The organism is Luoshenia tenuis (assembly GCF_014384745.1).
Taxonomy (GTDB): Bacteria; Bacillota; Clostridia; order Christensenellales.
In genome coordinates this window covers 24,560-40,515 of record NZ_JACRSO010000005.1, presented here as the reverse complement: position 1 = coordinate 40,515, position 15,956 = coordinate 24,560, and the positions used below count along the sequence as shown (strand labels likewise).

Sequence of the window (15,956 nt, the reverse complement as noted above, 5' to 3'; positions counted from 1 at the left end):
ATACATTCCGCAAAATCAGGGTCTAACCGGGGGTTATCCCCACAGAATTTATGCATAAAATGTATTTTTATTCCGTTTGTGTCAGGTAGCGTCCCAGCGTCAGGGTCAGGTCCTTTACGTCGATGGGTTTGACCAGGTAGGCGTCCATCCCGCAGGCGGCGGCCTGACGCTTATCCTCCTCAAAGGCATTGGCGCTCATGGCGATGATGGGGATGCGCCCCGCGTCCGCCCTGGTCAGGGCGCGTATGGCGCTGGTGGCCTGCAGGCCGCCCATGACCGGCATGCGGATATCCATGAGGATGGCGGCGTAATAGCCCGCGCCGTGGGCGGCAAAGGCATCCACAGCCTTGGCCCCGTCCGGCGCCTCCTCTACCAGCAGGCCCTGCATCTCCAAAAGGGATTTGGCGATCTCCCGGTTGAGCAGGTTATCCTCCACCAGCAGCACGCGCTTGCCCGCAAAACCCGCCTGCGGCCCCAGCTGGGGCGCGGCCCGCCGGGGGGCGCGCTGGCGCAGGGTGCGGTACAGGGTATCCCGAAACAGCGGTTTAGGGATGAACAGGTCCGCCCCGGCCCGGCGCGCCTCCTGCTCGATATCGCTCCAATCGTAAGCGGAGATGATGATGATGGTGGTCTCCGGCCCCACCAGGGCGCGGATGCGGCGGGTGGTCTCCACCCCGTCCATGCCGGGCATCTTCCAGTCGATCAGGGCCACATCGTACCCCCAATCCTGCGCCAGCGCCTCTTGTACGGCCTGCACGGCCCGCTGGCCCGAATCCACCCACTGCGCCCGCGCGCCTACCTGGGCCATGAGGGCGGCGGCCTGCTCGCCCACCACCGGGTCGTCATCGGCGATGAGGATACTCATCCCCTCTAGCAGGGTGCTCTCCTGCCGGGGCGAGGCCTCGTCCTGCGGGGAAAGGCCCAGGGGCAGGGATACGGTAAAGGCCGTTCCCTTTCCCTTTTGGCTTTGGACGCTGATGCTGCCCTCCATCAGCTGGACGATATTGTAGACGATGGAAAGCCCCAGCCCGCTGCCTACGCTGTTGCGCGCCTCGTCGTCCCGCTCCTGCTCAAAGGGCTGAAACATGCGGTCCTGAAAGGCCTCGCTCATGCCCTGGCCGGTATCGGCCACCACGAACTGAAGCGTGGCATGCCCGCCCCGGCGCGCCTTTTCGCGCACTGTGAGGGTGACCCGGCCCCCGGCTGGGGTAAACTTGACGGCGTTGCCCAGCAGGTTGATCAGCACCTGATTGATGCGCAGCGCGTCCCCCTCATAGCAGCTGGCCACCTGGCCCATGACATATACCTCGTAATGCAGCCCGGCCTCCTGGGCCTGGGGGTAGATGATGTGATCCACCCCGTCGATCAGCTCCTCAAAGTCAAAGCGCGCAATATCGATATACATCTTGCCGCTCTCGATGCGGGACATATCCAGGATGTCGTTGATCAGGGTCAAAAGGTATTTGGAGCTCAGGTCGATCTTCTGGAAGCAATCCCGCACCCGATCGGGCTCCGCCGCCTTTAACAGGCCGATGGCGCTCATGCCGATGATGGCGTTCATGGGGGTGCGGATATCGTGGCTCATCCGGGAGAGGAAGTCGCTCTTGGCCTTATTGGCGGTGTTGGCGGCGGCAAGCGCATCCCGCAGCAGCTGCTCCTGGCGTGCGCTCTGGGCCCGCTGCTCGTCCAGCAACTTGATAAGCTCGATGGCCAGCACGTCGTCATTATAGGGGTTATCCACCGCCACCAGATGCAGGGCGATCCAGTGCCGCGCGCCGTCCTCCCCGGCTACGCGCATCTCCGCGTACAGCTCCCGCTCTCCCGCCCGAAAGCGGTCTATGACCTGCCGGCGGTCAAAGCGGCGGTTAAAGTCCTCCCGGTAATCCTCATCCACGATGAGCCTGCTGGCTTCCACCATCTGCTGATAGCTGTGCAGGCCGTTGAGATGCGTGGCCCCCTGCTCTTGGTTGATCACGGTAAAGCTATCCTTTGTCAGGTTGATCTGTAGGATCACCGGATAGGCGGTGCAGATGGCCGCCCGCAGCGAGCGGTTCTCGATCAGGCGCTCTTGCTCTTGCGCCTGCTGGTAGCGCTTTTGCTCGGTGATATCGATGACCACCATCTGGATCACGTCCCGCCCCTGGGCGTTTTGGATGCGCTCGATATGCACATCCACCCACAGCAGCCCGCCGTCCGGCTTGACGCACTGGCGCTGGTAGCGGGCGCTGCCGCCCTGGCGCACCACGGCGCAAACGGCCTTGCGCACCCGCCCGTCTGGACAGGCCAGCGCATCCCGCAGGGGATGAAATGCGGTCTGCCCCTCCTGCAGGTCCTCATAGCCGTAGATCGCCAGGGCCTGCTGGTTGGCCGAGAGCAGCTCGTGCTCCCCCTCTATGCTGAACTGGCAGATGCCGCAGGGCACCGTATCGTATAGCTGGCGCAAAAAGCGCGCCTGGTTCTCCAGCTGCAGCTGCTGGGCTACCCGCTGGGTAATATCCGTCACAAAGGAGTAGTTGACGCTCTCCCCATCCACATCCCGCACTTTTTTGGCGCTGTCCAGCACCCATAGCTCCCCGCCGTCCTTTTTGCGGATGCGGTATTGCAGCGCGCAGGTGCCGGTCTCAATCTCCAGCGCGCCGATCTGCCGCAGGATCTTCCGGGCGTCCGCCTTATCCATATGGCTGGCATAGCTGCCGCCCTGATCGGCCGCAAAGTCCGCAGGGCCGGCATAGCCCAAAAGCGCGTAAAAGCCCGGCGTAGCCCATTTTACGCTCATCCCCTCGTCCAGGCGGCAGATCACCGCGCCGCCGGGCAGCTGGCTTAAGATCAGCTCCATCTGGCGGTTCTGGTCGTCATAGGCCTGCTGCAGGCGCAAAAAGTCCTCCCGCGCCTTTTTCACCGGAAACAGCTCGCCGGGCTGCAGGGCGTTAAAGGGCATGGAATTATGGATGTGCGCGCACTTGAGCGCTCCATCCATCCGCCGGAAGATAAAGGTGACCCGCTGGTGGGCGTCCAGCGCCATGCCGCTCTCCGGCCGGGCGTGCAGGTCGCTCTCCCCCTCGACCAGGTAGCAGTCCGGCTTAAGCTCCAGGGCCACGTAGCGCTCGTTGGTCATATCGTAAGGGATCGCCTCGGATTCGCCAGCCCAAAAGGCCGCGGCCACGTTTTGCGCGCCCTCGGCCCGCTGATCCTCCCCGCCGCCCAGCCATATGATATCTGGCGCGAAGGTGGAGACCAGAAAGGCGATATTGCTGTTGCAAAAATACTCCACGCAGATCTTTTGCGCCAGGCCCACGGCCTCATCTCTTTGCGCCTGCGTCATTGCCATTCACCCCTTGCCGGCTTTAGCGCCGGCCTGTTTTTATTGATTCATTCGCCTCTCAAGCATACCCAAGTGCCATTCCAAGCGCCAGCGAGGGCGCACAGCGAGCGCCGCCGGAAATCTATAGCGAACGCGTCCAGCGGAAATCTATAGTGCCCGCGCCGAAGTGGAGTACACAGTGAGCGCCGCCAGTGGCGGGAGGAGCGAACGCAGTACTCTGTGAGGGTACGAAACGAGCGCGCCCGGTGGGCGAAGCAGCGAGTGCAGTACCCGGTGAGGGCGCGGAATGAGCGCCGCCAGTGGCGGAAGAAGCGAACGTAGCGCCCAATGAGCGCGAGATAAACCCGAGCAGCCGACGTGCTGCAAAGGGTGAATCCGCAGCGAATTGAGAGTTGCTTGACTTTGTCGTTGTCAGGGGGGAGCACATAAGTTAAGCCGCGCCACGCAAGCCCCCTGCGAACCCCGAGTTGTTCGGTTCTGCCATCGTTGAGGAGAACACTTAAGCCGCCCGTCCCGCCGCACCCTTCTTGCCCCCCTCTGCCGTGGGAGGTGGCGCGCCTAAAGGCGCGCCGGAGGGAGCGATACATCTGAATCAAAACCCATACTTTTAAGGGGCGAAAGCCAACGGCCCTCGCCCCAAAACCAGCAGGCCCTTAAGCCTTGCCGATATTCCCAAAATAGTGGTCCACATCCAGCCCCATTTCGGTGCCGATGCGCCGCATCTCCGAAAGGGTCTTATCGTTGACCGGCAGCCCTTCGCTCTGCTTTTTGCCCATGGATTCCAGCTCTTTTTCCCCATGGATATAGATACGCTGCTGTCCCTTGGCCTTGGGGGAGGTGCGCAGCTCCTCCAGATAGGTGGAAAAGCGGGATTTGATCTGCGCCTTATCCCCAAAGATGCCGTAATCTATGGCCCAGAAGCAGTGGGAGGTATCCGCATGATCCCCCACCGAGGTCATATGGTTGGCGGTGGGCCCGCCCGCCAGGATGCCGGTGCACAGCTCGCAGATCATGCCAAAGCCGTAGCCCTTATAGCCACTGTTCAGCTCGCCCTCCCCGCCCAGGGGCAGGATGCCGCCGCCCAGGCGATGGATGATATTGTGCAGCACCTCGCTGGCATCTGTGCAGCCCAGGCCGTCGGCATCCAGCGCCCAGCCGTTTGGCAGGGGCTGCTCTTTTTTATTGTAGACCTCCAGCTTGCCCCGAGGCACCACGGTGGTGGCCGCGTCAAAGAGGAAGGGGGTGGGGTCGGCCGGCATGGCAACGGCGATGGGGTCGGTCCCCAGCATGGCCCTGCGCCCGAAGGTGGGCACCATGATCGCCTCGGTATTGGTCATGCACACGCCGATCATGTCCGCATCCGCGGCCATTTTGGTGTAATACCCGGCGATGCCGTAATGGTTGGAGTTGCGCACCACCACCATGCCGATGCCGGTGGTCTTGGCCTTTTCGATGGCCTTTTCCATCCCAAAGCGGCCGGCCAGCTGCCCCATCATCTTGTGCGCGTCGATCACCGCGGAGACCGGGGTCTCAAACACCACCTCGGGCCGGGCCTGCGTATCCACCATGCCAAAGCCGATCTCCTGGTGGTAGCGCACCAGGCGCTGCAGGCCATGGGATTCGATGCCGTACAGGTCCGCGCGCAGCAGCACATCGGTCACCTGCTCGCTCTGCTCTTTGGTAAAGCCGTATTTAGGGAACAAGTCCCTGCAAAAGTCCAGCGCCGCCTTGTAGTCTATCGTTACGTAAGCCATCGCACTATTTCCCCCTTAAAATTCGTCCCAAAATAACAAAACTCTATGTAACAGGATAGCACATCCCGCCCGGGGTGACAAGACAAAGCCTGCCCAGGCGGTATAGCAAAAGGGCCGGTCTTTTGACCGGCCCTTTTGTTACAAACCTTCCGCGCCCTATTCTGGGCAGACCTTTAATTGCTGCTCGATCAGCTGGGCCAGCCCCTGGGCGTCCCGCTGCATCTCGTCCAGATCCTCGCCCTCGATCATCACGCGCACCAGCGGCTCGGTACCCGAGGCGCGCACCAGCACCCGGCCCCGGCCGGCGTACTTGCTATCCAAAAGGGCGATGCGCTCGGCAATGGCCGCCTCCTTGGCAAAGTAATCCTTGCGCTCGTTAGAGACCTTGGCGCCCACCAGCACCTGGGGCAGCACCTGCATGATATCGGCCAGTTCGCAAAGGGGCTTACCCGTGCGGGCCATGATGCCGGTCAGCTGCAGGGCGCTGACCATGCCGTCCCCCGTAGTATTAAAATCCGAAAAGATGATGTGGCCGCTCTGCTCGCCGCCCAGGTTATACCCCTCGGCCAGCATTTTTTCCAGCACGTAACGGTCCCCCACCCCGGTCTTTTCGATCTTGACGCCCTCGCGCCGCATGGCCAGGTCCAGCCCCATGTTGCTCATCACCGTGGCCACCAGGGTATCCTTTTTCAGCGTGCCGTGGCGGCGCATCTCCCCGGCGCAGATGGCCATGATCTGGTCGCCATCTACGATCACGCCCCGCCCGTCCACGGCGATAAGCCGGTCGGCGTCCCCATCAAAGGCCAGGCCCACATCCGCGCCCAGCTCCACCACCCGCTGCTGCAGGTGTTTGGGGTGGGTAGAGCCGCAGTTGTCGTTGATGTTGGTGCCATCCGGGTCGTCATAAAAGGCGCACACCTTGGCGCCCAGCGCCCGGAACACCTCCGGCGCTACGTGGGAGGCCGCGCCGTTGGCGCAGTCCAGCACGATGAACAGGCCCTCCAGGCGGGTTTCCATGGTGGATTGTAAAAAGCGGATGTAATCCCTGCGGGCGTTGCGCATCTGCACGCTGGCCCCCACCTCCGCCCCGATGGGCTGGGGCAGCTCCTTGCGGTTATTCAGGATGATGTCCTCAATGGCGTCCTCAATAGCGTCGGCCAGCTTATAGCCCTGGGCGTTAAAGAACTTGATGCCGTTATCCTCCACCGGGTTGTGGGAGGCCGAGATCATCACGCCCGCGTCCGCCTCGTAAGCGCGGGTCAGGTAGGCTACTGCCGGGGTGGGCAGCACCCCTACCAGGGCGGCCTCAGCCCCTACCGAGCAGATGCCCGCCACCAGCGCGGCCTCCAGCATGTTGCCGGAAATGCGGGTATCCCGCCCCACCAGGATGCGGGGACGGTGGTGGGTCTCCCCCGTCAGCACATAGGCCCCTGCCTGCCCCAGTTTAAAGGCCAGCTCGCATGTCAGCTCAGAGTTGGCGACGCCGCGCACGCCGTCCGTACCAAAAAGGATACCCATATTCGGATGTCCCCCTTCTTTACAAATGGTTTGACAAAAATCCCGTTTATTATAGCATACGCGGCAGGAAGCGTAAATATCAACGCCGGATAAATGGCAGCCGGGGCATCGCTCCCTGCCGGTAAATGCTCCGCCGCCCTGGGGCGTGCAGGCGCATTAAACGCCTCCCCGCGCGCCGTATTGCAGCAAACGCAGGCGCAAAGGGAGGCGTTTTCTCCGCTTCCGGCGGCCCGTGGCGCATCAAGCGCCGGGGGATAAAACGGGCCTTAAATCTGCGCGATGAGCTGGAGCTTGAACTCCAGATAATCGCAGGAGGTGAGAAAATACTGCACCCCGTCCATGGTGCCCTCATAGGCGTTGCGCAGCCCCGCCCCGTGCAGGTGCCCGTACACTGCCCGCTTCACGCCGTACTGGGCGTAAAGCGCCGTAAAGCCGGAGGGCTCCTGATGGTCGTTAAAGGGGGGATAGTGGGTCATCACCACCAGGTTTTCCGTGGGCAGGCCGGTCTTTTGAAAGGCCTTGAGGGAGAGCTCCATCCGCCCCAGCTCCCGGTTATAGATCTTTTCATCCTGCACGCTGAACTGCCCCGGGTTGGGGCACAGCCACCCGCGGGTGCCGCACACCGCCGCATCCCCCAGGCGGATACAGTCGTTTTGCAGGGCATAGGTATCCCCCCACAGGGCCGCGCGCACCCGGCTCAGGCTGGACCACCAGTAATCGTGGTTGCCCCGCAGCAGCACCTTTTGCCCCGGCATCTGGCAGATCTCGTCCAGGTCCACCTGGGCGCCGCCTAAATCCATCGCCCAGCTGATGTCCCCGGGCACCAGCACCACGTCCTGTGGCTGCACCACCTCCCGCCAGTTGGCGCGGATACGGTCCCAATGCCTGGCCCAGTGGCGGCCGAAAACATCCATGCTCTTGGGCTGCGCGCCCGACAGGTGCAGATCCCCTATTGCAAAAATCCTCATCCAGTCCCCTTCCCCGGCCCGGCCGTTTGCCGCGCGGGCCCGCAAAAAGGACCGCCTGCTTTGACCCAGGCGGTCCCCGAAAGCTATCGTAAAGGGTGAAGCGGGCGGGCTAAAAGTCCTCCGCGTCCTCCTCTTCTTCCTCGTCCATCCCCAGGTCGCTCTGGATCTCCCGCAGCTCGTCGGTGGGGATCTCGTCGTCCTCTTCCAGGGCGATATCCTCCAGATCCTCCAGCTCTTCCACGTCCTCCAGGTCGATATCCGCCTCATCGTCTAAAATATCCGCGCCGGCCTCTTCCAGCTCGGTATCCTCATCCTCGTCCCAGCTCTGGGGCGGGTCCTCCTCCACGACGGCGTGCAACCCCTCTTGGTAACAGGCCAGGCAAACGTCCTTCCCCGGCAGGGCGGGATTCTCTCCGCACTCCACGCACATCTCCACCTTGGGGTCGGCATTGATCTTCATATTCATTTCCTTACGGCACACGGCGCAATACTGATCCGTATCGCGCATGTAATTCACTTCACACCGAGGGCACTTCACCAACGCCATGAACGAATCCTCTCCTTTTCGCACGATTGTTGATTTGACCTACGTGTCGCCATCTTATGCGGCACCCTGCCGGGGCATGCGCATATCCAAAGCAGCGGGCGCTTGGAAAAACTTACCTTGGAAGCCCGCTTCCAAATTTATTGCATTTTCGTAACAATTTGCGTTAGGATACGGTCAACGGGCAACCCCCCGCCCCTTCCGGAAAGGTGTCTTATACTTTGTACCATGAAGCATATGAAAAATCAAGCCCCCGTGTGAATTATTTTAAAGGAGTGAGTTTAACATGCATCGATCCATGAAAACCATACTGGCCGGCGCGCTGACCGCTACGCTGCTGCTGGCCGGCGCGCCTACGGGCCAGGCCGCCGCCCGGGGCGTAAATTACTACGGTCTGAACCGCTGCGCCATCCGCTTTATCGCCATCTACCGCTGCCCGCAGCTGCGCCCCTGGCCGGGCTGCGCCATCACCATTAAGCCCGGCTGCCCCAGCCTGACGCCCCGGCCTACCCAGGGGCCGCAGGCAACGCCCAGCGCTACGCCTACCCAAACGCCGCAAGCCACGCCCAGCGCTACGGCGACGCCCGCGCCATCGGCAGCGCCCACGGCAGCCCCCAGCGCCCAGCCGACGCCTACGGAGCGACCCACCGCCACCCCGCAGCCCAGCGCGGCCCCCAGCGCCACGGCTACGCCCAAGCCTTCAGCAAAGCCTACCGCCACGCCCAGCGCCCAGCCCACCACTACGCCGGAGGCCTCCGGCTCCATGACGGCGCTGGAGCAATCCATGCTGAACATGGTCAATGAGGAGCGGGCCAAGCAGGGCCTTAGCGCCCTGCAGGTGGACCCCACCGTGCAAAAGGTGGCCCGCCTCAAGGCACAGGATATGGTAAACAACAACTACTTTGCCCACGAGTCCCCCACCTATGGCGACATCGGGAGCATGCTCAGCCGCTACGGGGTCTCCTACCGCTCGGCGGGCGAGAACATCGCCAAAAACGCCAATGTGGAAAAGGCCCATGTGGCGCTGATGAACTCCGCTGGCCACAAGGCCAATATTCTGGGCAAGGGTTATACCCATGTGGGCATCGGCATCGTGACGGATGCCAACGGCTATGTGACCCTGGCGCAGGTGTTCGTCGGGAAGTAAGCGCTTTGTAATGACGGCCGGGTCGCCCGGCAGCAAAAAAAGCCCCGCAAATGCGGGGCTTTTTGCTATTGTTTGTTGGGATTACCGGCTGTCCTGTCCAGGATGCTCCGGCCCTTTTCCCGCTATTGCTTTTTGACAGGCGGCGCGGATAGGCGCGGCCAACAGCGCACGCGGGAGATGCTTCGCCCGGGGCTTCGGCCTCGCTCTGCATGACAGATGGGGCGCAGGGAGCAAACCCCTTGGGCCTCAGTCCTCCAGCTCGCCGATGTAGCTCTCGGCCTGCCAGCCGGCCACGGCCCCGTCTGCGGCGGCGGTGACGATCTGCCGCAGGGGCTTTTGCAGCGCATCCCCGGCGGCGAATACGCCCGGGATCTCTGTGCGCATATGGTCATCCGCCAGGATATAGCCCGCCTCGTCCAGCGCCAGCTGCCCCCGCACGATCTCGGTCTGGGGAATGGTGCCGATGGCTACGAACAGCCCGTCCGCCGGCAGGGTCTGCTCCGCCCCGGTCTTGCGGTTTTGCAGGGTGATCTTCTCCAGGCGGGTATCCCCGGAAAGGGCGGTGACCACGCTGTCCCAATGCAGCACGATCTTGGGGTGGGCAAAGATGCGCTTTTGCAGCACCCGCGCGGCGCGCAGGGCATCGCGCCGGTGCACCAGGTGCACCCGGGCGGCAAAGCGGGTCAAAAACAGGGCGTCCTCCGCGGCGGTATCGCCCCCGCCCACTACGAACACCTCTTTATCCTTGAAAAACGCGCCATCGCAGGTGGCGCAGTAGGATACGCCCCGCCCGCGCAGGCGCGCCTCGTCCGCAAGGCCCAAGGTGCGCGGCTCCGCCCCCAGGGCCAGGATCAGGCTGCGGGCCTCCCGCCGCTCCCCGCCCGGCAGGATGGCGGCCTTGACCGGGCCGTTTAGCTCCAGCCGCTCCGCCTGGGCGTACTCGAATTTGGCGCCCATGGCCTCGGCCTGGCTCTGGAGCAGCATGGCCAGCTCCGGCCCCTCCACCCCTTTGGGGAAGCCGGGGTAATTCTCGATCAGGCTGGTGGTGGCCGCCTGGCCGCCGGCAAAGGTCTTTTCCAGCACCAGTGTATCAAGGCCGCCCCGGGCAGCGTACAATGCGGCCGTCAGCCCCGCCGGGCCGCCGCCGATGATCAAACAATCCAGCATGGCGTTTCACTCCATCTCATCCAATTTTATCCGTATGCTTATCATTGTAGCCGGTTGCGCCGCTTTTATACCGGGCCGGCCACCTTGAGATCCCGGTAGCGGCAGTGGCTGCCCTCCAGCACGCACAGCCCCACGGCGCCGCGCAGGTAAGGCGCATCCCCATCCTCATAAGAGAGCAGCGTCTGCCCATCCACCGCCAGGGATAACGCTGCGCCGCGCGCCGAAATACGCAGCCGGTAGCGCTTTGCGTGCTCCCAGGGGAAGGGGCAGCTGCAAAGGACGCGGTAACCGTTCTGGTTCTTCATCAGCACCAACCGGCCGTCGGGCGCAAAGCCCGCCGCATAGCTGCGTATCGCCCCCTGCACCCGGAAATTCAGCAGATGCCACTGGCCGATGACCGGCTCCAGCGTGGCCGAGCAGCTGTAATCCTCAAAATCCCCGCCGGTGTAGACCGCGCCAAAATCATGGCAGGATACCCCAAGGCAATCCCCCTCCAGATAGGCCACCCCCTTCAGGCGGGTAAACTGGCTGATCTCCTGGTGCAGCGCGCCGTTCCAGACCTCGATATTCTCCCGGGCAAAATCCACGGTATACTCCGGCGTCCCGTCAAAATACAGGTCATCCACATACACGGTCAGCGAGGAGGTCTCAAACCCCTTGCCCCTGCCGCACAAAATCACGCCCGCCTGGCCGATCAGCCCGCTTCCGGCGGGGATCTGCAGGGACAGCTCATACCACCTGGGCTGATCCAGCGCAACCCACTGCCCCGTTACCACCTCGCCCGTGCGCCCATCGCGCACGTAGGGCTGCGCCCAGGCCGCCATCTCTCCGGGCTCCAGGCCCGGGCGGATGCTCAGGTGCAAACGCTGGCCGGGATAGACCAGCGGCGAGAAGGCCGGATCGTAACGCGAGTCGTCAAAGTCCTCCGGACGGTAATAGGTTTGCTTATAAAGGTAATGCAGCTCGCCCGAGGCCGCGTTGCCAATCACCCAGCGCAAAGAGCGGCATCCGGTGTGCGCCTGCTCCTGGCTATTGGCCAGGTGATATAGCCCGCTGGTCTGCACCCGCAGCGCGTGCGTGCTTCCGGGAAACTCAAAATGGCAGCGCTGCTGCGGGCCGGATAAGACCTCCTGCCAGGCTTCAGGCATCTCCTCCCCCGCCAGACGGTAAGCCATCCGGGCGAAAAAGCCCGCGCCATAGGGGATATCCTGCGCGTTTAGCGCCCCCAGCACGCTGGAACAGGCCAGAAAATCGCCAATGGGTTTGATCCACTTCTCGTCGATTCCCTCCAGGCCGCACAGCACCCCCATGATGCAGCCCACATTGCCCGCATTGCAATCCGTATCCCAGCCGCACATGTTGCAGATGGTGATGGTGCGGCTAAAATCCCCGCCGCCATAGAGCATGGCAAGCGCCATCACCCCAGCGTTGGGGATGATGTGGCAGTTGCCGGGGTATTTATCGTAGCCGAAATTCGCCTTAACAAAGCCAAAACAGGCCCGCCAGTCCTCCGGGTGCGCCCGGTAAAAGGCGCTTACCGCCTCCACCACCCGGGCGTACTCGCTCTGGGCCGGGATAAAGGTTAACGCCCGGGCCATCACGTCTTTAATATCCTTTAGGGTAAAGGCCAGGCTGATGCAGCAGGCCACAAAAATGCCGCCGTAGACGCCCTCGCCATCGTGAGTCACGCTGGCCGCCTTGCGGGCCAGCCCGGCCGCCAGCTCCGGATCGCCCGGCGCCACCAGGCCCCAGGGGTCGATAAAGATCTGCCCGCCGATCTGCTCGGCTACCGTTTTGCCGTTTTGCGCGCTGCTTCCGCTGCGTGGGGCCGGGATGCCGGAGCGCAAATTCAGATAGGCCGTATGCTCGGTAGAGACGCCGTAACCGCCCCACCAGAAAAAGCCATGCTCAAAGGGGGCGTAATTGAGCAGCGCTTCCCCCACATCCTGGGCGGAAAAGGCCGTAAGGTCCCGGCAGTCCTCCAGGGCGCGGGCAAAAAAGATCGGGCCGTTGCTGTCGTCATCCGCGGCGAAGTTGCGAAAGGCCATGGGGTAATCCGTCAATTCCCCATACACCCTGGCGATTTTTTCATACGTCCAGCCCTCTACCGGCGCGCCCAGCCGGATGCCGATGACCTTACCCAGCCAGCCCGCATACACTCTGGAAAAATAATCCTTTGGTATCCGCATCTTTGGGTTCTCCTCTCTTTTATAGATATGGTTTTTGCGCAAGGGGAAAGGTTACATTCTGTCATTCCGAAGCGCCAGCGAGGGCGCGCAGCGAGCGCCGGTGGAAATCTATAGTGCCCGCGCCCAGTGGGCGATGAAGGGCACGATGATTTCTGTGAGCGTAAGTTGAGGGCGAGTGCCCTGTGGCACGAAGCCCGAAACCTCAGCGAACAGAGGCGACCCGCAGAGCCAGACTTGCAGCGAACGCAGTACCCGGTGAGGGCGTGGAGCGAGCGCCGCCAGTGGCGGAAGAAGCGAACGTAGCGCCCAATGAGCGCGAGATAAACCCGAGCAGCCGACGTGCTGCGAAGGGTGAATCCGCAGCGAACCCCGAGTTGCTTGACTTTGTCGTTGTCAGGGGGAGCACATAAGTTAAGCCGCGCAGACCAAGCCCACAGCGAACCGAGAGTTGCCTGGCTTTGCTGTTGCCGGGGCGAGCACGTAAGCTAAGCCGCGCAAAGCAGGTCAAGCGCCGTTTTCCTGTTTATGCGCAAGATTCTTCGCTCGGCCTTACGGCCTCCCTCTGAATGACAACGAACGTTAAAGTATACTTTCCCACGCAGGTTATCATTTCCACTTCTGCCATTTCGCGCGCAAGCGATCCAATGCCAGACAAGGCGCTTATAATGAGCTTGCTTGCCCGCGCTTGGAACGACATGTGCGCCAGCTGTTTTGTCGGTTTATGCTCTGTGTTTCCACCATTATAGCGAAAGCCTTAGGGTAATGCAAACCAATGGCGGTGGGCAACGGGCGGCCTAGGAGCCCTGGCGGGCTTTGGCGCGCGCCTTCAGCCAAAAAGCGCGCCCAGGCGCATGGAGCCGGCGCCGTCCCGGCTTTAGCGGGGCCGCCGCCCGGGCAAGCCAAAGGGGCGGCGCGGAGCAGGTACAGCGTCTTGTACGGGCCGCGAGGTGCCGCCTCTGCCCCGCGGGCCACCACCTTATCCGAGGGGATAACAACGTTGCAGGGCAATACGGTTCAGCGCCTGAGAAAAAAAGTTAAGGGTGATAAGCGCCATAAAAACACATCCTTCCAAAAAAAATCATAGGGTTGCGGCCATGCCCTGTTGCAAGGGCGCGGCCCTTTTCTTTCCCCTTTATACTTTAACCTCTGGAGCGCGCTCCAGGTCAACCCCCATTTGACAGGGGCTTAGCCCCCGCGCTATGATGGAATTAGAAATAAGGCAAAAGGGGAGGAATGACAATGGATTTGAAACAGGCGATGGCCGCGCGCCACTCGGTGCGCGCGTATGCCGCAAAGCAGCTGGACGAGGCGGCGCTGGACGTGATCCTTCGGGCGGGCTGCGCGGGCCCGGTGGGCATGGGCCGCTATGAGAACCTGCACATCACCGTGGTGCAGGATGCCGGGAAGATCGCGCGCATCTCCCAGGCCACCCAAAAGGTGACCGGCTCGCAGGACGACCCGCTGTACGGGCCGCCCGCCTATATCCTGCTCTCGGCCCGGGCGGAGGTGGATGCGGGCATCAGCTTTGTCAACGCCGCGGGCGTGATGCAGAATATGGCCCTGGCCGCTGCGGAACAGGGCGCGGGCTCGGTGATCATTTGGGCCTCGTCCCAGGGCATCGAGCAGGACGCGCAGCTCAAGGCAGACCTGGGCATCCCGGCGGGCTACAAGGCCGTGCTGGGCGCCAGCTTTGGCTACCCGGCCCAGACGGACAGCACCCTCAAGGATATGGGCATGACCATCTCGGTCAACCGGGTATAGGGCGAGGCGAAGCAAAAAAAGCGGGGCAAAATGCCCCGCTTTTCGCATTCCTTATGCGTTTGCCGCCCCGGTTATCCCTTTGCGTGCGGGACGCCGCTAAACCTGGCGCATGCGGGGTTTCGCCCGATAGATGGACGGCGGTGAAAAAGGGCAAAGCCCCAGGGCGGCAATAACGCGGAAGAACCTTCGCCCAGGGTCTGGCCTCGCTCTGAATGACAGGACACACGGCCAACTAATGCGCCAGATTTTGCGCACGAGCCTGGCACCGCTCCCGATCAATAGAATGCGCTGCCAGCCAATGCATCAGATTCTTCGCGAGGCCTTTGGCCCCGCTCTGAATGACAGAACACATAGCCAGCCAATGCGCGAGATTCTTCGCGAGGCCCTTGGCCTCGCTCTGAATGACAGAACACATGGCCAGCTAATGAACGATATTTTGCGCACGGGTCTGGCCTCGTTCCCGATCAATAGAATTCGCTGCCAGCCAACGCGCCAGATTCTTCGCGAGGCCTTTGGCCCCGCTCTGAATGACAGAACACATAGCCAGCCAATGTGCGAGATTTTGCGCACGAGCCTGGCACCGCTCCCGATGGGGCCGGGGGCTTTATGGCCTGCGCTTTCAGCGCACGTTGCCGCTGTTCAGCCCCGCGGTGCCGCCCTCTAAGGGCAGCCAATCCAAAAAGCGCTTTAAGTGCCGGTCCCAAAAATCCCACTCGTGGCCGCCGGCGCTCTCCTCGTAGGTAAAGCTCACCCCCAGGGACTCCAGGTAGCGGCAGTACTCGTTCACCCGCTTATAGAGGAAATCCTCCGTGCCCACGGCGATATACAGCGCCGGAAATTCCTTTCCCGCCGCCACGAGCCGCCGGGCCAGGTCCTCATAATCCCGGTCGCTGCCCTTGAGGCTCTCTCTGGGGCCAAAGGTCTGCTCATAAAACGCGGGGCCGAATTTGGCCACCTGCCCCAGCTCCGTATCCCCGATGATGTCGTCCAGGATGTACCCGGCGGAAAAGGAGCCAATGGCCCCGAAAGTATCGCTGTACTTCAGCCCGTTGACCGTGGCCCCGTATCCCCCCATGGAAAGGCCGGCGATATAGGTATCCTCCCGAAGGTTGGAAAGCGGGAACATCCGGCGGGTGAATTCCACCAGCTCCCTTCCGATAAACTCCCCGTAACGGTCTCCGTTTTGCAGATTATCCACATAGAATTTATTATCCCCGCTGGGCATTACCACGGCCAGGTCCCGCTCCTCGGCCCAGCGCTGGATGCGGGTGCCGGTCAGCCAATCGGTATAATTGCCATAGCCGCCGTGCAGCAGGTACAGGGTCTTAAAGGGCTTATCCGCCCGCTTGGGCGTGCCCGGCAGCGGGATCTTGTCCAGCGGGATGATCACGTTTACCGGCACGGTGCGCATCAGGCACTCGGAGATAAAGTTGAGCTGTAATTGCGCCATTGTTCTCCCCTCCATTTTTGTCAATGCTCTGTAGGGATTTACATTTTGTAACCCCTCTATGCTTTATCATACACGAAAGGCCGGCCCCTGCCAAGGGGTGCAATTTGCCGCCCAAGGTGCTAGAATATACTTTGGC

10 protein-coding genes are annotated in these 15,956 nt (G+C 62.2%); 2 read left to right on the top strand and 8 right to left on the bottom strand.

The annotated features are described in order from the left end of the window. Positions 1-67: 67 nt before the first annotated feature. The 5 genes from H8699_RS10675 to H8699_RS10655 form a co-directional block, all read right to left on the bottom strand. Positions 68-3,322 (bottom strand): response regulator, encoded by a 3,255-nt coding sequence (locus H8699_RS10675; protein ID WP_249285676.1) that lies wholly within the window; start codon positions 3,320-3,322, stop codon positions 68-70. A gap of 653 nt (positions 3,323-3,975) precedes the next feature. Then, entirely contained in the window at positions 3,976-5,076 is a 1,101-nt protein-coding gene (locus H8699_RS10670) for an Ldh family oxidoreductase (RefSeq protein WP_249285675.1), read from the bottom strand. Positions 5,077-5,232: 156 nt separating this feature from the next. Beyond that, on the bottom strand, positions 5,233-6,594 hold the full coding sequence (glmM, locus tag H8699_RS10665; RefSeq protein ID WP_249285674.1) for a phosphoglucosamine mutase: 1,362 nt from the start codon (positions 6,592-6,594) through the stop codon (positions 5,233-5,235). Positions 6,595-6,860: 266 nt separating this feature from the next. Next, on the bottom strand, positions 6,861-7,562 hold the full coding sequence (locus H8699_RS10660; protein ID WP_249285673.1) for a metallophosphoesterase: 702 nt from the start codon (positions 7,560-7,562) through the stop codon (positions 6,861-6,863). A 109-nt stretch (positions 7,563-7,671) separates the two neighbouring features. Continuing rightward, on the bottom strand, positions 7,672-8,109 hold the full coding sequence (locus H8699_RS10655; protein WP_249285672.1) for a hypothetical protein: 438 nt from the start codon (positions 8,107-8,109) through the stop codon (positions 7,672-7,674). Positions 8,110-8,392: 283 nt separating this feature from the next. Here H8699_RS10655 and H8699_RS12490 point away from each other — a divergent pair, with 283 nt between their 5' ends. Further along, positions 8,393-9,253: a CAP domain-containing protein gene (locus tag H8699_RS12490; RefSeq protein WP_283244220.1), complete on the top strand. Its 861-nt coding sequence runs from the start codon at positions 8,393-8,395 to the stop codon at positions 9,251-9,253. A 246-nt stretch (positions 9,254-9,499) separates the two neighbouring features. Here the strand turns inward: H8699_RS12490 and trxB are convergent, their stop codons facing one another. Both trxB and H8699_RS10640 read right to left on the bottom strand, forming a co-directional pair. Continuing rightward, the gene (gene trxB, locus H8699_RS10645; RefSeq protein WP_249285671.1) at positions 9,500-10,420 is read right to left on the bottom strand and encodes a thioredoxin-disulfide reductase; all 921 of its coding nucleotides are present in this window, start codon (positions 10,418-10,420) and stop codon (positions 9,500-9,502) included. A 65-nt stretch (positions 10,421-10,485) separates the two neighbouring features. Next, positions 10,486-12,609 (bottom strand): ADP-ribosylglycohydrolase family protein, encoded by a 2,124-nt coding sequence (locus H8699_RS10640; protein ID WP_249285670.1) that lies wholly within the window; start codon positions 12,607-12,609, stop codon positions 10,486-10,488. Positions 12,610-13,848: 1,239 nt separating this feature from the next. Here H8699_RS10640 and H8699_RS10635 point away from each other — a divergent pair. Further along, a complete protein-coding gene (locus H8699_RS10635; protein ID WP_249285669.1) occupies positions 13,849-14,370 on the top strand; it encodes a nitroreductase family protein in 522 nt (173 codons plus the stop codon). Between the two features lie 619 nt (positions 14,371-14,989). Here the strand turns inward: H8699_RS10635 and H8699_RS10630 are convergent. Next, positions 14,990-15,820: an alpha/beta hydrolase gene (locus tag H8699_RS10630; RefSeq protein ID WP_249285668.1), complete on the bottom strand. Its 831-nt coding sequence runs from the start codon at positions 15,818-15,820 to the stop codon at positions 14,990-14,992. Positions 15,821-15,956 lie beyond the last annotated feature (136 nt).